7 protein-coding genes and 1 pseudogene are annotated in these 18,002 nt (G+C 64.5%); 6 read left to right on the top strand and 2 right to left on the bottom strand.

Annotated features, from left to right (window positions below; translation table 11 throughout):
* Both ACQ4WP_RS06085 and ACQ4WP_RS06080 read right to left on the bottom strand, forming a co-directional pair.
* Positions 1 to 204: transposase (locus ACQ4WP_RS06085; protein ID WP_436519132.1), on the bottom strand; the 204-nt coding region annotated here is incomplete at its 3' end.
* Between the two features lie 210 nt (positions 205 to 414).
* Positions 415 to 828: pseudogene (locus ACQ4WP_RS06080) on the bottom strand (transposase); the annotation flags it as partial.
* 394 nt (positions 829 to 1,222) lie between these two features.
* Here ACQ4WP_RS06080 and ACQ4WP_RS06075 point away from each other — a divergent pair.
* The 6 genes from ACQ4WP_RS06075 to ACQ4WP_RS06050 all read left to right on the top strand — a co-directional run bounded on the left by ACQ4WP_RS06075 (position 1,223) and on the right by ACQ4WP_RS06050 (position 17,755).
* Positions 1,223 to 1,468 (top strand): hypothetical protein, encoded by a 246-nt coding sequence (locus ACQ4WP_RS06075; RefSeq protein ID WP_436519131.1) that lies wholly within the window; start codon positions 1,223 to 1,225, stop codon positions 1,466 to 1,468.
* A gap of 580 nt (positions 1,469 to 2,048) precedes the next feature.
* Positions 2,049 to 2,780 carry a TonB C-terminal domain-containing protein gene (locus ACQ4WP_RS06070; RefSeq protein WP_436519130.1) on the top strand — a complete coding sequence of 244 codons (732 nt, stop codon included), beginning with the start codon at positions 2,049 to 2,051 and terminating at the stop codon, positions 2,778 to 2,780.
* A 2-nt stretch (positions 2,781 to 2,782) separates the two neighbouring features.
* On the top strand, positions 2,783 to 3,298 hold the full coding sequence (locus ACQ4WP_RS06065) for an RNA polymerase sigma factor (RefSeq protein WP_436519129.1): 516 nt from the start codon (positions 2,783 to 2,785) through the stop codon (positions 3,296 to 3,298).
* Between the two features lie 123 nt (positions 3,299 to 3,421).
* Positions 3,422 to 4,420, top strand: coding sequence for a FecR family protein (locus tag ACQ4WP_RS06060; protein ID WP_436519128.1), 999 nt, complete (start codon positions 3,422 to 3,424; stop codon positions 4,418 to 4,420).
* A gap of 246 nt (positions 4,421 to 4,666) precedes the next feature.
* Entirely contained in the window at positions 4,667 to 16,936 is a 12,270-nt protein-coding gene (locus ACQ4WP_RS06055; protein WP_436519127.1) for a filamentous hemagglutinin family protein, read from the top strand.
* Positions 16,937 to 17,071: 135 nt separating this feature from the next.
* Positions 17,072 to 17,755, top strand: a complete 684-nt coding sequence (locus ACQ4WP_RS06050) for an RNA polymerase sigma factor (protein ID WP_436519126.1) — start codon at positions 17,072 to 17,074, stop codon at positions 17,753 to 17,755.
* Positions 17,756 to 18,002 lie beyond the last annotated feature (247 nt).

Here is an 18,002-nt window from a genome sequence, read left to right as displayed (position 1 = left end):
CTCGGCCTCAAGTTCGGGCACAGAACGGCTGCCAGGGGCCACTTTGGGCGACGTGCCGCGCCTTGCCGCTGCCACCCAATTAGCCAGCGTTCCCTTGGGAAGGGTCAGGCGTAGCGCCGCATCTTCCAGCGTCAGTCCCTGTGTCAAGACCAGCTTTACTGCTTCTTCTCGAAGCTCTGGCGTGTATGTTGTTGAGCGTTTCATAAGTTCTCCAGTTGGTGAAGTTTACCAAACAAGAGTGTCCGAAAAAGTCAGGGTACCTCAGATGTCGGCTTTTGCTTCAGCGTGGTTGGCGTATGGACGTTGCCAGACGCGCTCCATCTTGAGATTCGGGAAGAAGCGCTCAGCGACAGCATTGACGTTCCTATGTCAAGAAATAACTGCCGCCGTCACCAAATCGTCCAAAATAAATGGCTAGAGTTCCCTGATGATATATCGCTTCAGGCAGCGATGGATTTCTTTGTTGGACATACCTTCCGCTGTTCGCCTCTCGACATAAGCGCGTGTTCGTGGCTCACTTCTCATTCGGACCATCGCGATCGTCCATAACGCGTTGTTGGCCTGCCGGTCGCCGCCCCGGTTTAAGCGATGACGGATAGTCTTACCAGACGACGCGGGCAGTGGATTCACCCCGCACAGCGCCGCAAGCGCTGCCTCGCTGCGCAAGCGTTCAGGGTTATCGCCGGCGACAGCGATCAAGATTGCTGCGGTCTGGGGTCCGACGCCGAACTGCTCGCGAAGGTGCGGCGCAAACTGGTTCGTCAATTGTTCAAGTGTCGAGTCCAGCTCTTTGAGTTTGGCTGCCAACATCAACCAGCGTTTCGCCAACTGTCCGAAAAAGTCAGGGTACCTCATCCGCAATCTGCAAGAAACGTGGCCCTTTGTTCCCGGCCAATCGCGGCAACCAGATAGTCAAATTTTCATCTTGCATGGTTTTCAACTGGGACATTTTGTCTCAATGTATGGAAATTGTTTTAAAGTAGTATGCTTCAGAACGTGCAGTATCGCCCTCCTTGCATGGCAGTCGCTGACGTTTTCTCCTCTCTCATCCGCATTCGGCAAATCACTGCGCCCGATGCCGTTGTTATTTCATAGCTGGATATAATGAAAGAGTCAAACAGGATGCCTGGGGGATGGTTTGAACAGAAGCTGCTGAAGCAGCGTTTTGAGGTAGTGCTCCTCACGATAGATAGTGTCAAGTAATAGACTGGAAATACTCAAAATGATGGATTGGACCCCTATAGTCTTCGTTACGTTCAAGGCTCTCGTGCTCGGTACGGGCATGTTCTTCGCCATCAAGTGGCATTACGATCAAGGGAAGAAGGATAAGGACAAGGCGAAGCAGAATCGCGCGGTGCTACGCGCGAGCGGCAAGGTGGTCGCATTCTTCGTGCTATCGCTCCTGGCCTTGGGGATCGTCACCTTCGTCGTTGTCAGGATGGTCGGTTTGGACATGACCTTCCCATAATGGCAAGGAATAGTCGGCCGATATCCAGTGATGCGGCAGCAATTCCCCGAGGCGGCCAGTGGGCAGCATCGGCAGGCGGGTCAGAGCTCGCTTCGGCCCATCGGCATCGCTGCGGGACCATTCATCGGCAAGCCGTTAAGCATTACATTGATGTGCTTCATGGCCGTTGCTCTGGGCATTTGCAACGCCGCTGGTGAGTTGGCGTCACTTCATCGACGATGGCAATCTTCCTCGCGTCGCTGACAGCAGGTGTTGCAAGCTACCGTTGGCTCCAGGCATTCGGGAAACCACTTGCTTCAGATGACGATGTCGAAACCATGGATTTCGAACAGCAACCTTGACATGGCGTAGATGCCCGCTTCGGGCTGGCAGCTGACAATGATCTGCCCCGTCAACTCGACATGCTTCTGCAAGCCCGAGGATTGGTTGGCATTGATGTAACGACACCGTCACATTTGAATGCCACTATGCACATTTTCAGAATGGTGTGCCTACCTTGCCGATTCAATCCGCCCTACTGCCATGGCCCTTGCAGCACCGTTGCGGGCGTGTGTACGCTGGCGCGTTGAGCTGTAGCGGAATGGCGCTCTTCTGGGTACTGGGTGGGGTGATCGGATCAGCGGGAGACGCCCTTGGTGCTTCTCCTGATCTGCCGCTCGAGGGCGTTGCACGTGTCAATCCCGTTGCTGATGCAGGCACGCCTCCCATTGCTTTCAACATCCCGGCGCAGCCGCTGAATGCGGCACTGAACCAGTATGCGGACACCACCGGACAACCGGCGTTGTTTCCCAGCGATCTCGTTCATGCCCGTACCTCCACGGCGGTATACGGCCTTCACTCGGCAGAAGGAGCATTGCGCATCCTGCTGCAAGGTACGGGGCTGATTGCGGACAAGCGCAGTTCTGGCCTGGGCCAGATATTCATTCTGAAAGAGGCCGGTGCGGCATCCGCAGTGCCGGCATCCGCATTCGCTCACAGTGGCATGGCCGAGCTGTTCCGTGAGGATGGTTACGCCGGACTGGTCCAGATGCGTATTTGGCAGGCGCTGTGCTCGGATGCGCGAACCCGGCCGGGTAACTACACTTCTTTGCTGCAGTTTTACCTGCAAACGGATGGCCGCATCGGCGCTGTCCGACTTCTCGGCAGCAGCGGCGATGCCCGCCGCGATGCCTCGTTGCTGCACGCATTGCGCGGTGTGCATATCGGCCGCCTGCCGCCAGCGGCGATCATGCGGCAGCCCTTGACCATGATGGTTGCACCCAATGCCCCGGATGCAGGGCCGCAGTGCGACCGGCAACAGGGGGCGGGCTAGTCATGTCCGAAGGCACGCAGCTCTTCCTGCTGAACTACCTGGGCAAGCATTACGCATCCATCAAGCAGCGCCTGACGCGAAAGCTCGGCAATGCGGAAGATGCCGGCGATGCGCTGCACGACACCTGGCTGCGGCTGAAGGGCAGCGAGGACCATGGGCCGATCCAGAACCCGGGGGCCTACCTGTCCCGGATGGCGATCAACATTGCGGTGGATGTCCAGCGCCGACACAGCCGCCTGCTGTCAGGCGATAATATCGATGCATTGCTGGAGGAACTGGTGGATCCGGCGCCCGGGCCGGCCCGGACCGCCGAGATACGCTCGGACCTCGATGGCTTGTTCCAGCTCCTCGATCGCATGCCCGAGCGCCGTCGGGCCGTCGCGCTGCTCGTGCATGCGGAAGGCGTGACGCAAAAGGAGGCCGCACAACGGCTGGGCGTGTCGCTGCGGACGGTCGAGTACGAATTGAAGCGCGTGCATGAACGCCTTGACACTTATCTGGCGGCGGAGAATAAATAATGCGGGTTTTCCGGGACGCCATTCGTCATCCAGTATGAGAGAGCAAAAAGTATATGTACGCAACACGCAGCAGCCTGCCGGTTTCCTGCTTTACGGCCGAGCCTGGCCGCTGGATATGACACGATGAAGATGCCGCCGCCCAAGAACAGTCACGCTACTTCTCCCTCCGACCTGGACGCCCAGGCGTGGAACTGGTTGCGCCTGCTCACTTCGGGAGACGCGCGCGAAGTGGATGCACAGCAGTTCAGGCGCTGGGTCAAATCCAGTCCCTCGCATCAAGCCGCATACAACGACGTGAAGCGCCGCTGGGATGCGATTGAGGCCCCGGCCCGCGAGTTGCTGCGCGTCAAGCCGGAAGCCGCGACGCTGGGCGCGTGCCGTCCTCGCCTCGTGCCGGGTGGACGGCGGGCCTTCCTCGGCGCTGCCGTGAGTGCGGCGGCGGTTGCAGGCGTGGCCGTGGTTCATCCCCCCCTGGGCTTGTGGCCGGGGCCAGACGAGTGGAATGCAGATGACCGCACCGCCACCGGTGAACGGCGCACGCTGGCGCTGTCCGCGGGTGTCGATGTCATGCTGAATACGCGAACCAGCATTCGTCGCCAGACCGATGGCGGCAAGCTGGTCGGCCTGGATCTGCTGATTGGCGAGGCCTCCATCGATGTGAGGGATGGAGGGCAGGCCTTTATTGTCGTGGCCGGCGTTGGCCGCAGCCTGCTCGAATCCGGACGGGTCGAAGTACGCCATCTCAATGGCAAGGTCTGTGTCACCTGTATCGAAGGCACCGTCCGCGTGCAACATCCGGCAGGCGCGCGTCAACTCTATGCCCACCAGCAAATGGTGTACGGCGCCCGTTCGGTGGGCGACATCGCCAGCATCGATCCGAAAACAGTGTCGGCCTGGCGTCAAGGGATGCTGGTGTTTGACCAGGTCCCTCTGGCCGATGTGCTCGATGAAATCAATCGTTACCGCTCCGGTCGCGTGGTGCTGATGAACGATGCCGTGCGCAACAAGCCGGTCAGCGGGCGCTTTTCCACGGCCTCGCTGGATCTGGCACTGTGGCAGTTGCAGGAGTCCTTTCAGCTACACGCCCGGCCGCTGCCGGCGGGATTGTTGCTCTTGAGCTGAACGCCTTTCTTCATCGGTTGGCATGGCGGGTCCGTGCGAGCTTGCACAGGGTATGTCGGGGGCTGCGAAAAAAAGTTTCAAAAAAGTTTGCGGTATTTGCGTGGTGCTGTTCGTCACCCATACATAGGGGCTTTTTCTGTCGCAGACGCTACTCGGCTGCGATGCGGAAAGCCTCCATGAATGTGGCTGGCCGGCGCGAGACGGGCAGCCGAACGGCATCGACTCAATGACCAGGCGGAAACTTACATGAACACACGCGGGCGCAGTGGCAGGGAAAATCAAACGATACGCAAACAAGATCGGGTATTCAGGCTGGCACCGTTGGCGCGGGCCATCGCGCTGGCACTGGTCGCAGGCGCGGTAACGCTGCCGGCCCATGCGCAGCGCACGTTCAGTCCGGCATGGTTTGCCGACAAGGGCGCGCTCCGGGACACGGCGTCGCAAACGGGCCGGCTGCCCAACGGCCTGCCCGCAGCAAACCTGACGAGCCCGCTCGGACAGCAGCAGAAGGCCAACGAGCAACTGCAGCGTTCCATCAGCAATCTGAACCTGGCCGCACGCGGCATCGCGGCGCAGCAGTCGGCCCAGGCCGCCGCCCGCCTGGCGGCCGCCAAGGCTGCATCCGTCCCCGATGGCATGACCGCGGGTGGCTTGAAAATCGACACCAACTCGCTGACTGCGGGCTGGCACAATGCCAATGCCCCGGAGCTTTCCCAGGTGGACGGCCGCACCAACGTCGCCATCCAGCAGACCGGCGACAAGGCCATCCTGAACTGGGAGACCTTCAATCTCGGGCGCAACACCACGGTCGAATTCAGGCAGCAGAAGGACTGGGCCGTCCTCAACCGCGTCAACGACCCGAACGCACGCCCCTCGCAAATCCGGGGCCAGATCAAGGCCGATGGCACGGTGCTCATCGTCAACCGCAACGGCATCGTCTTCAATGGCAGCAGCCAGGTCAACACGCGCAACCTCATCGCCGCCGCCGCCGAGATCGGCGACGGCCAGTTCAAGACCAGTGGCATCTACACCGCCAACGCCAGCCAGCCCAGTTTCACCAACGCCCAGGGCAAGGTAGAGATCCAGGCCGGCGCCCGTATCGCCACGCTGGCCCCGAAGACCTCCACCGAAGGCGGCGGCTATGTCCTGCTGCTCGGCAAGGAGGTGCACAACGGGGGGGACATCGCCACGCAGAAAGGCCAGACCGCGCTTGCGGCCGGCGACAGCTTCGTCATCAAGAAGGGTGTCGGCACCGACGGCAACCAGGCGTCGACCACGCGCGGCAACGAGATCACTCCACAGTTCATCACCGACAGCCTGGCGGGCAAAGTCAGCAACACCGGCCTGATCCAGGCTCGCCAGGGCGACGTGACCATGCTGGGGCGTGACGTGCAGCAAAACGGTGTCGTACTCGCCACCACCAGCGTCAATACCCGCGGCAGCGTGCACCTCAACGCCATTGGCGCGGACGGCAAGGTCGCCTTCGACCAGGGTGCCACTACCGCCGTGGTGATCGAAGACGACGGCAAGACCACTGCTTTGGACAGCCAGCGCGATGGCTTGCGGGGACCGGCAATCACGACGCCCGAGAACATCGTGGCCATCACCGATCGCCGCGACCAATCCCGCATCGAGATCAGCAGCAGCGGCACGGTCGACTTCCAGAGCGATTCCCTGACCTTGGCCACCGGCGGTCAGATCGTCATCAATGCAGCCCAGCGCAGCCTGGTGCGTGAGCGCGCCCGGATCGACGTTTCCGGTGCCGTGGGCGTGAACCTGGCCATGGAGTCCAACAACGTCAAGGTCAACATCCAGGGCAACGAGCAGCGCGATGCCCCGGTCAACCGGGATGGCAAAGCGCTCAACAGCAACGATGTGTGGATCGATCGGCGCAGGCTGGTGTTCGTACCCAAGGGCACCAACGGCTACGCCACCGACCGCTGGTACACCGCGGGCGGCTTGCTGGAAGTCGGCGGGTATCTGGGCACCCAGGGCCACACCGTGGGCGAATGGATGGCGCAGGGTGGCACGCTGAGCTTTGGCGGCAACGATGTGGTCACACAAGCCGGCTCGAACATCAATCTGTCCGGCGGCACGCTCAATGTGCAGAGCGGCTTCATCAATCAGACCTGGCTCAAGGGGGCGGATGGGCGGCTGTACGAAGTCTCCAAGGCGCCCGGTGATCTGCTCTACAAAGGCATCTACAAGGGCTACGAGTCGGACCACGAGCGCTGGCAGGTCATGGAGCATTTCTACAACCCGCTGATCGCACCGCAAAGAAAGATGGAAAACGGCTACACGGTGGGGCGCGATGCCGGCACGCTGGTGATCGCCACCAACGCTGCAGTGCTCGAAGGCGACATCACCAGTGTAGCCTTCCAGGGCGTGCGCCAGACACAGGCCGCCCAAGCTGAGCTGGACGGCTACAATCAGTCGCACGACGCAGTGGCGCGACGCGGCCAGCTCATCATCGGGCAGTACTTGCCGATGTTCGACAAGAGCACTGGTCTGTTGAGCCACAGTTTGAGTGCAGTCATGCATCAGGTTGAGCTCAAGGACAAGCAGGAGCGCTTTGCAGCGGAACTGGACCTCACAACAGCCCTCCCGACGGAGAGGCAGGGCACGCTGGTACTCGACACGGCGCAGCTCAATGGCTTCGAGATGGGAACCATCAAGGTCGCGGCCAAGGGCAAGATCGAGGTCAACAGCGATCTGCAAGTTGGGTCGGGCGGCGAGATCGTGCTGTACGCCCCGGGCGTGGATGTGACTGCCGACCTGACCGCGCACAGCGGCACCATCAGGCTGGGCAATGTGCTCAAGCAAGTCAGCAGCAACGCGCGTATCGAGGACATGAGCCTGGACGCTCCAAGTGGCGTGAACGCCGGTGTCACCGTGGCCGAAGGCATCAAGGTGGACACCAGCGGCCTGTCGAGCAACCTGCTGAAGGATCTGGCCGATACCAGTGGATTGGCGTTCCGTGACGGTGGCAGGGTATTGCTGCGCAGTACTGGCGACGTGGTGTTGGGCGAAGGCAGTACGCTCGACGTGTCTTCCGGCGCTGCACTGCTGGCCAAGGCGAAGCAACAAGGAGGCAAGGGCGGCAGCGTCACCCTCGAGGCGGACGGATTCAACACCGGCGATGGCCAGGTGCGGCTCGGTGGCGCCGTGCTGCTCGGCCAAGGCGTGGACGGCGGCGGCACGCTCACGCTGCAGACGGGTCGCATCGCCATCGGCAATACCTCGGGTGCTGCGCTGGCCGACACGCTGATGCTCGGCGCGGATTTCTTCAACAAAGGCTTCGGTCGCTATGCGCTCATCGGCAACCATGGCTTTACTGTGGCCGAAGGCGCGCAGATCGACGTGATGATGCCGGTGGCCCGCTTCGGCACGTACGCGCAGGCCGCCGCCACCGGCAGCAAACCGTCCGACGCACTGGAACTGTGGACGCCGCCGCTGTACCAGGAAGACGCTGTCAAGGCCATGCTCATGCAACGCAAAGGTGCGAGCCTGTCGCTGCAGGCCGGTACGGCCGGCACGTCTGCAGGTGAACTGCAGGCGGTGCAGGCTGTGATCGGAAAAGGTGCTGTGCTTAGTGTCGACCCCGGCCAGTCCATCGATGTGCGCAGTGTCGGCCAGCTCACGATGGACGGCGCGCTCCATGCTTGGGGCGGCAGCGTGACGCTGGGGAACCTGGCGGCAGCCGGTTCCGAGACGGACAAGGCGGTCGGCCACGGCCGCTCGATCTGGATCGGAGATAAGGCGCTGATCGATGTGGCGTCTCGCGCCGTGAGCGCGCTGGACAACCGAGGCCGCAGCTATGGCCAGGTCCGCGACGGCGGCACCATCGTCATCGGCGGCGGGATCGATCCGGTGAGCGGCATTGCCAGCGCTGGCGACCTGTTCGTGGTGGTGCGCGAGGGCGCGCGCCTCGATGCTTCCGGCGCCCACGCGGCGCTGGACATTCCGGGCCAGGGCCGGGTGCAGGTGGCCAGCAACGGCGGCAGCATCAGCCTGGCATCTAACAACGGCCTGTACCTGGACGGCAGTTTCGTGGCCCGGGCCGGTGGCGCCGGTGCGGCGGGCGGCAGCCTGTCCGTGGCCCTGGAAAGCCCGTACTACATCCGGACGTCGGTTGGCGACCGCGTCACCAAAGTGCGCGAACTGGTGCTTGGCCAGGTGCACCAGGGCAGCATGCTCGCGGACACGGCCGATGCAGCCGCCGCCAGCCTTGAATACGGTCACGGCCGGCTCGGGGTAGACCAGGTCAGCGCAGGCGGTTTCGACAAACTGGCCCTTCTGAGTAACGGCCTGCTGAGCTTTGACGGCGATGTGGCGCTGAACATGGGCCAAAGCCTGCACCTGTACAGCGGCGCCTTCAACCTGAGCGAAAAAGCCGCCATCGATTCGCGGGTCCGGCTCGCCGCGCCGCATCTGCTGCTGGCGGGCATTCTTGCCGCGCCGGAACCCAACCGGGACCCATGGCTGCGTCCGGTGCTGGCCGTGCCGACGATGTCGCAGCGAGCGACCGAGGCGGCGTTCGAGGCCAGCGGCAACCTGATCGACGTGCGCGGCAACGTGCTGTTCGGCACCAAGGGCGACCTGCCGCAGGCCGATGGCAGTACGATGAACGTCGAGCGTCGCGGTTACGACGGCGTGCAATTGAGCAGCCAGGGCGACCTGCGCTTCCTCGCCGGCGCCAGCCCGGACGCCATCGCCACGGGCATCAGCACCCAGTTGATGACCAAGGGCGACCTGACCTTGCTGGCGGCGCAGCTGTATCCGGCAACTGCCGTTGGCGCGCGCGTCATGGCGGGCTACCTGAACGGAGTGTCCGACGACCAGACCGGCTACAACTATGACCGGACGCGCACGCTGACCATCGGCCGCACTGGCGATCGCGATGCAGCCGTGCCGTATTCCGCCTTTGGCCGCCTGCAGCTGGCCGGCCCGAACATTGCGCAGGGTGGGGTGGTGCGCGCGCCACTGGGAATGATCGAGATCGGCGCCCTCGGCACCAGCGACGTCGAATTGCTGCCCGGCAGTCTGACATCGGTGAGCGGCAAGGGCCTGGTGATGCCTTACGGCGGCACGGTCGATGGACAGGTCTACACCTACGACGGCAAGACAGTGACATGGCTCGGCCAGGGGGGGATGCCCTTCGGCCGACTGGAAGTCGGCATGATCCTGGGCGGTCGGTCATTGGTAGTGCAACCGGACGCCGTGGTGGATCTGTCCGGCGGGGGCGAGTTGCTTGGAGCCGGCTTCATTTCCGGGCGTGGCGGCTCCACTGACGCCCGCTACAACCCTTTGGTTCAGACCGGCGTTAACGGCGGCTTCGTCCTGCCGGGACTTGGCACCAACCCGGTCTATGCCGTGGTGCCCGGGGTGCAAGCCGGTTATGCGCCGGTGGCGCCCGAGGGTGGCGCGGTAGACCCGATGGTCGGCCGGCAGATCAGCATCGGCGCCGGGGTGCCAGGGCTGGCAGCGGGTACCTATACCCTGATGCCGTCCACTTTCGCCTTGATGCCGGGCGCTTTCCGGGTTGAAATCAACGGCCTGGCCGGGCCCGGAACCAACGGCCCGGCTCAGGCGCTGCGCAATGGCTCCTGGTCTACCGCCGGACGTTTATCCACTGCCCATACCGGCATCAGCGACAGCACGGCGCGCCAGGTGACGCTGACGTCAGCCGACACCTTGCGCAGTTACTCCCAGTACAACGAAATCGGGTATGCGCAGTTTGCCATCGCGGACGCGGCGAGGTTGGGCGTGCCTCGGGCGATGCTGCCGATCGATGCCAGAACCCTGCAGCTGTCGCTGCGACCGGGCGCGGGTGCGGACGCCGTCTCCTTCGAGGGCACCGGTCGCTTCGACGCTGCGGCCGGTGGCTACGCTGGCACCGTCGCACTGCTGAACATGGATCGCGGGGGCATCGAAGTGGTGGCTGCAGGCCAGTCCGCCACCGATGGTTTCAGCGGCGTCACCGTGGATGCCGACAGCCTCAATGGCATCGGCGCCGCACGGCTGATGATCGGCGGCATGACCTCGCTCCAGTACGGACAGACCGGCAACATCATCACGCAGTCCCAAGGCGTCAACGCCAGCGCCGGCTCCATGATCCTGCGCGCAGGAGCGCATTTGGCGGCACCGGAGGTGTTCCTGATGAGCAGGGGTGCGTCGGGCGCAGTCATCGTGGAGCAAGGGGCGTCGATCAACACTATCGGCCGTGGCAAGGCCAGCTATGACGCACGAGATGGCTTTGTCTACCAGGTGGGCAACATGCTGGCCGTTTCCAACGGCCTGCTCAACGTGACCAGCCCGACGAACGTGCAAGCCAGTGGCGGCATCCGCCTGGGAGTGTGCAGCAGCGAGCCGTGCAGTGGGCAGACCGCCCTGTATTCCGAGGGCAGCATCGTTGCCATGACCGACAAGACCCTGGAAATGGGCGATGAAGTGCGCTATGGCACCCGTCACCTCAACCTGGGCCTGTCCAGCATCAACGTCGGCAGCGCGGAGGCGCTGGCAGCCGCAGCGGCCGGCAATCGCCTGCCCACCGGCCTGACCCTCACCCAGCCCGTGCTGGACCGCTTGCTGCGTGGCGACACGCAGTTCGGCGCGCCAGCCCTGGAAACCTTGCAACTCTCGGCGCGGGACAGCTTCAACTTCTACGGCACCGCCGCGCTGGACACCTACGACGCGGTGACCGGCAAGTCCCTGCTGAGCAAGCTGATGCTCTCCACCCCGGCGATCTACGGGGACGGCGGGGCCAGTGACGTGGCCACCATCCGCACCGCCAACCTGGTCTGGCAGGGCACCGCGACGCCGGCCGTCGCGGTGGTGGCGGGCGGTGCTGGCACTGGCGGCGGACGGCTCAACATCGACGCCGAGCGCATCGATTTCGGTTATGGCGACTTCGCCCAGCCCAGCACTACCATCACCTTTGATCGCCTGGCTCTGGGCTTTGCCGACGTCAAGCTGTCGGCGAGCGAACGCATCACCGCCAACCACAAGGGCAGCCTCTCGGTCTACCGGAGCCAGGGCGCGTACGACCCGCTCAAGGGCTATGCCTACAGTGGTGGCAACCTGAGCATCCTGACCCCGCTGATGACGGGCGAGGCCGGCTCGGTGAACCACATCACCGCAGGCGGCGCCATCAATGTCAGCGCGTCGACAGGCCCTGTCGGCAAGGCCGACGGCCTGGGCGCGGAGCTGTCCCTGCAGGGTGACAGCATCCGCCTGGCCAGCGCCGTGGTGCTGCCCAGCGGCAAGCTCACGCTCGGCGCGCGGGGCGACGTGGTGTTGACCGGCGCGGCATCGGTCGATGTGTCCGGCCGCGCCATCGCCTTCAACGACCTGACCAAGTACAGCGCAGGTGGCGAGGTGCGACTGGAAAGCCGTGCGGGCGATACCCTGCAGGCCGCAGGCTCGAGCATCGACCTGTCGGCACGACACAACCAGGCCGGCAAGCTGTGGGCGGTGGCCGTGGACGGCGCTGCCGGCACGGTCGATCTGGCAGGCAAGATCCTGGCCGGCAGCAGCGGTAACTACGATGCCGGCGGCACCCTGGTGCCCTACCTGGCCGGTGCGGTGGAGATCCAGGCCCAGCGCCTGGGCGCCAGTGGCGCCCTGAGCGACCAGTTCGCTGCCCTCAACGAGCGACTGAACCAGGGCCAGGTCTACGGCGCCCGCAGCTTCCAGCTCAAGCAGGGCGACCTGCGCATCGCTGACGGACTCAAGGCCAGCAGCATCAACGTGTCGGTGGATAACGGCAGCCTGCGGGCCACGGGTCTGGTGGATGCCAGCGGCGAGCGGGTCGGCAGCATCACGCTGGCCGGCAAGAGTGGCCTGACGCTGGACGGCAGCGCCGTGCTGGACGCCCATGGCAGCCAGTTACGCGTGGACAGCTACGGCAAAATCATCGATTCACCCAACCGCGCCATCGTGGACCTGAGTTCCGGCACGGGCCAACTGACGCTGGCTGACGGCGTGCGCATCGACTTGCGTCACGGCACCGGTGTGGCCGTGGGCAGCGCAGCGGGGCTGAACGACGGCCGCGCGCGCGGCACGCTCGAACTCTCGGCGCCGCGCCTTGGTGCGAACGGCCTGCCGGCTTTGAACGATGCAGGCGATGCGGCGGTCTACGGCGACATCGCTATCGACGCGCGCGGCGTGCTCGACATCCGCGGCGCTCGCTCCATCGCGGTCAACGCCATGCAGCGCTACGACGACGCCCTGCTGGTCAGCACGCCGGCCGCCAGCGGACGGCCCTACCAGGAGATCACCCAGGCCTGGCTGAAGGACAAGCACGAGGACAACAACGATTTCATCAACGCCGCAAAAGAGCGCGCCAGTCTCATGACCGGCAAGCTGGCCGGCTTGCGCAAGCCGGCCTATACCGATGCCTTTCATCTGCGTCCCGGTGTCGAGATCGTGAGCAATGCCGTGACCAACCCGGGTGGCGACATCGTGGTATCGGGCGACCTGGACCTGTCGGGCTACCGCTACGCCAGCATCAATCCGCACAACGCGCAAATGGACAACGTCCGCGGTTCGGGTGAGGCCGGTCGCCTGACCGTGCGCGCCGGCGGCGACCTGACCATCCACGGCAGCATCAACGACGGCTTTGCACCGCCGCCGCCGACCGCCGATGACAACGGCTGGGTGCTGCGCTCCGGCGTTGACTACACCGGGGGCACGACGGTAGTGCCGGGCAGCGGCGTGACCCTGGTCGACGGTACCACGTTCCCGGCGGGCGTCACGCTCAACTTCGACCTGCCGATCAAGGCCCGCAACCTGATCGCCGGCACCCGGCTGCCCGTCGCGGCGACCCTGACTGCGGCATTGGAAATACCCGCTGGCACGGTGCTGGCGGCCGCAGTACGGGATCCCTCGGGTAATGTGTTGTTTGCTGCCGGCACCTTGCTGAGCCAGAGTGTGACCCTGCCGACCAACAGCACCCTGGACGCCGGCAACCTGCTGGGCAGTCTCACGCGTGTGAAGGCCATGGTCTGGCCCAAGGGCGTGCCATTGCCCGGCAACCTGGGCACCACGGCCACCGTGATCCTCAACGGCATCAAGGTGCTGCCCCGTGGCGCACTGCTGCCGGCGGGCACCAACGTCAAGTTGCAGGGCGGTGCGACGTCGGTGAAGTTGCGCGTCGAGAACGCGGGCCGCCAGGGGCAGCTCTGGGCCGTGGCGCCCATGCTGGCAGAAGGCGCGCAGTCCTGGGCCATGCGCCTGGTGGCTGGCGCCGATACCGGAGCGGCCGACAGCCGCCTGCTGCAGCCTGATCCGCAGTCCGGTGACTTGCGTCTGGCCGACAGTCACTCCGCAGTGTCCGGCCCCAAAAAGGTGGTGGGTGGCAGCACGCGCTTCAGCGTGATCCGCACCGGTGCGGCCGACCTCGACCTTCTGGCCGCAGGCAATCTGGGCATGGACTCGCTGTTCGGCGTCTATACCGCCGGCAGTTCCTCCACCGGCACCTCTTCCGGCGATCGGTACAACCTTCCGCAAGCATTGCAAGCTTCAGGCAGCCTTGCCCGTGCCTGGTACCCGGACCAGGGCGGCAATCTGCTGCTGAAGGCCGGCGGCGACTTGACCGGCAACATTGTCAATGTGTCGCGAGGCTCGGCGGGACGCCCCGTCAGCAACGACCGTGGCCACGATTCGGCCAACGTCGGCAACTGGTTGTGGCGTCAGGGCAACGGACTGGGCGGCAGTGATGCGCAAGCCACCGCCTGGTGGATCAACTTCGGTTCCTATGCCGCAGCCCTGTCGGGTGGCGCCGACCAACTGGTCGGCTTCACCGGCTTCGGCACGCTGGGCGGGGGCAACCTGGATGTGGACGTCGGCGGCGACGCTGGCATCATCCGGCCTCTGGCGGAGAGCCACGCGGCCTCGGCGACCAATGCGCGCAGCCAGGCGCTGGTGCTGGCGGTTGGCGGCAGCGGGCGGGTGGCCGCCGATGGCAGCCTGCAACTGGGCGGTGGCGGAGATCTGAACCTGCGGGTTGGCGGCGCCGTGAACCCCGGCAGCGAGATCGGCCGCTTCCAGATCAACGGTGTGCTGGCCAATGTACGCGGGCATGTGCAGTTGACCGGCGGCGCCGTGGGTAGCCTGAGCTTGCGCTACGGCACCCGCAGCACAGAGATGAATCCAGGCGAAGTCCGCCCCGTCGATCCATTCACTGCCGCGACGGCGCGGGCGAACGGAGGGCTGAGCTTGCTTGCCGGGGACGCCACCTTCAGCCTGGTCACCCGCGGGGATCTGGTGGTGCAGGAGGTGGCCGATCCCGGACGCGCAGAGCAGAAGAATGGCTCGCCCTATGTGAGCGATGCTGGCGTCAGCGGTGTGGGACAAAGCTGGTTCAGCCTCTGGACCGGACGCACCGCGGTGGACCTGTTGTCACTGGGGGGCAACCTCACGCCGCTGAACGATGAGGCTGCGGCAACCGACATGGCGATGGTCTATCCCGCGACACTGCGCGCGGTCGCGGCCAGCGGCAACCTGTACTACGGCCGCGCTGCGGCCGTAGACCCCAGCACCTTGCCCATGCACGGCGCGCTGGTGCTGGCGCCGTCGGCCACCGGTCAACTGGAATTGCTGGCCGGGGGCTCGATCTACGGCGGCGAGCTGGCAGTCAGCCGTTCCAGTGCGGCGCCGGAGTCGCTGGCGAGCATTTTGAATCCTGCCTTCCAGGCTTTTGCCAGCGGTACTCTGATCGCGGGCAGCGGCAATGTTACCAGCGATGGCAGCACGGCCGGCCTGGAGGGCACGCCGCTGTTCGCCTTCGGACCCAATACCGCGAGCCTGTCGTGGGGCGATGTGCTGGAGCCCGCGCGCTTCTATGCGTTGGGCGGTGATCTGATGGGGGTCAACAGTGGACGCTCGATTACCTTCAACAGCATTTATGACCCGCGTTATGGAAAGACCTTCCATGAAGGCGCAGGGCCGGTCTGGATGCTGGCCGGGCGCGACATCGTCAGCAGCGGCACGCTGCTGAGCGGTGCCAGCGGCGGCAGCGGAGACGGGACGTACAACGTTGCCGGCAACCTGTTCGTGCACAACAATCCCACCGACATCTCTGTTGTCAGCGCGGGTCGCGATATCATCTACAGCAGCTTCAATGTCGCAGGACCCGGCACCCTGGAACTGACGGCGGGCCGCGACATCCGCATGGACGACAAGGCCGGCGTCACCAGCCTCGGTGCCGTGGCTTCCGGGGACAAGCGCCCGGGCGCCAGCATCGTGATGCAGGCGGGCGCAGGTGCCAACGGCACGGACTACTGGCGCTTCGTCGAGGGCTATCTCGACCCGGCCAAGCTGGTGCAGGCGGGCGAACCGCTGTCGATCCAGGGCGGCAAGGTCGCCAGAACCTATGAAAACGAACTGCTCACCTGGCTGGCCGAACGCTTCGGCTTCGTCGGCAACAGCGAACAAGCGCGGACCTACTACGCGGCGCTGCCGGCAGAGCAGCAGCGAGTATTCGCTCGTGACGTGTACTTCGCCGAACTCAAGGCCGCCGGCCGCGAGTACAACCAGGACGGCGGCGTGCGCCAGGGCAGTTACGTGCGTGGCCGCGCGGCCATCGCCGCGCTGTTCCCGGACAAGAACGTGGCAGGCAACCCCCTCGCTTACAAGGGCGACATCACCATGTTCGGTGGCGCCGGCGTGCATACCGATTTCGGTGGCGACATCCAGATGCTCTCACCGGGCGGCGGCCAGACCTACGGCATCGAAGGCAAGGCGCCACCGTCCACGGCCGGCGTGATCACCCAGGGTGCAGGCGACATCGCGATCTACTCGCGCGGCAGCATCCTGCTGGGTCAGAGCCGCATCATGACGACCTTCGGCGGCGGCATCATGGGCTGGTCGGCCGAGGGCGACATCAATGCGGGCCGCGGCTCCAAGACCACCGTGGTCTACACGCCGCCCAAGCGTGTCTACGACATGTGGGGCAACGTCACGCTGTCGTCCGACGTGCCAAGCACGGGTGCGGGCATTGCCACGCTGGCACCGATTCCGGAAGTGCCGGCCGGCGACATCGACCTGATCGCGCCACTCGGCACGATAGACGCGGGGGAGGCGGGTATCCGCGTGTCGGGCAATGTCAACCTGGCGGCCTTGCAAGTGGTGAACGCGGCCAATATCGCCGTCAAGGGTGAGGCTATGGGCATGCCGAGCATTGCGGCGGTGAATGTCGGCGCATTGAGCAATGCCAGTGCAGCGGCGTCGCAGGCGACGGCCGCCGCGCAGGATATCCTGCAACGCGAGCGCAATGCAGCGCGTCAGAACCTGCCGTCGATTTTCACGGTGCGCTTGATCGGGTTTGGCAATGAGCCGATGGAGAAAGAGACTGAAGCCCCGCCGCCACCTCGGGCCGGGCTGCAGTCATCTCACGGCGTTCCCTACGACGCTGCCAGTCCGGTGCAGTTCGTTGGCGTCGGCCGCGACTTTGACGCCAAGCAGCTGGCACGCTTGAGCCCCGAACAACGGCGTGCGTTGCAGCAGGAGCGCTAGGCGCGTGGCAGGCAACAGGATGGGAAGTTCCATGCATTCGCTGTGCATAGGTCGCCGTTCCCCCATTTTTTCTGCTGACGTTGCGCTGCCCCGAAGCTTGCGCGTCTGGCAGGCGAACACCGAGGTATAACCGTCATGAACCCGAGTACCTTGGATGGCTTGAAGGCGTCCAATGTTGCCGATGAGGTCGTCGGAGACTCATTTGGCGAGACCGGCCACGGCATCGCGCTGGGCGATTTTCTGGCGGCGAACTACGCTCGCCTGCACCGTCGATTGTTGCGCAATCTCGGTTGTCCCGAGCTGGCCAGCGACTGCCTGCACGATGCCTGGCTACGACTGGCGGGCATGAGCGTCCCTGTGTTCGTGCAAAACCCGAACGCCTATGTCTACCGGGTGGCATGCAACGTCGCGATGGACCAGCTGCGCGGCACGCGCTCTTCGCAGCACGACGATGAGGCTGCAATCGAGCATCTGACTGACCCGGCCCCCGGTCCGGACCTGATTGCCTTGGCCCGCTCCGATTTGGCCGCAGTCGAGCGCGCGATGCAGCGCATGCCACATCGGCACCGTTCTGTTCTGCTTGCCCTGAGGATCGAAGAAAAGACGCGCCAGGAGGTCGCGGACGAGTATCAGGTTTCCCTGACCAGCATCGATACGATGCTGCGCCAGGCCCTGGACCACTGTGCCCAGGAAACCGGGCAGAATGCGATCGGGGGCATCAGCCAGTCCCGGCGCGGTTTCTCGCGCCGCTGGCAGGCCAAGGTGCTCGCCGCAGAGTCCACTGCGATGGCGCGCGAACGAAGCTGTATCCGGCACTGACAAGCACGGCACGGCATGAATGGCGCCGAGGGCATATTCTGTGCGTCTGCCGTAGGGAAAACGGCGACACGTGCCTGCTTGGGCTTGACCTGCGTACAGGCACGAGCGAGGCCGGTGGCGTTAGCTAGTCGCGCCCGCGTCAGTGACTTGACGGACCTGCCAGCCCCCGTTTTCGCCATTCTATCCCCCGATTTGCGTCCCCTGTCGCTGTAATCAACCTGGCAATACCGCTTTGGCTTATGATTTG

Source organism: Janthinobacterium lyxosi, from assembly GCF_051380665.1.
In the GTDB taxonomy this organism is placed as follows: domain Bacteria; phylum Pseudomonadota; class Gammaproteobacteria; order Burkholderiales; family Burkholderiaceae_D; genus Janthinobacterium.
This window is presented reverse-complemented; position numbering and strand designations above follow the sequence as displayed.

Excerpts from the sequence above, each read along its gene's own strand:
- ACQ4WP_RS06075 (WP_436519131.1), top strand. The coding sequence starts at position 1,223 with ATGATGGATTGGACCCCTATAGTCTTCGTTACGTTCAAGGCTCTCGTG.
- ACQ4WP_RS06070 (WP_436519130.1), top strand. The coding sequence starts at position 2,049 with ATGGCGCTCTTCTGGGTACTGGGTGGGGTGATCGGATCAGCGGGAGAC.
- ACQ4WP_RS06065 (WP_436519129.1), top strand. The coding sequence starts at position 2,783 with ATGTCCGAAGGCACGCAGCTCTTCCTGCTGAACTACCTGGGCAAGCAT.
- ACQ4WP_RS06060 (WP_436519128.1), top strand. The coding sequence starts at position 3,422 with ATGAAGATGCCGCCGCCCAAGAACAGTCACGCTACTTCTCCCTCCGAC.
- ACQ4WP_RS06055 (WP_436519127.1), top strand. The coding sequence starts at position 4,667 with ATGAACACACGCGGGCGCAGTGGCAGGGAAAATCAAACGATACGCAAA.
- ACQ4WP_RS06050 (WP_436519126.1), top strand. The coding sequence starts at position 17,072 with ATGAACCCGAGTACCTTGGATGGCTTGAAGGCGTCCAATGTTGCCGAT.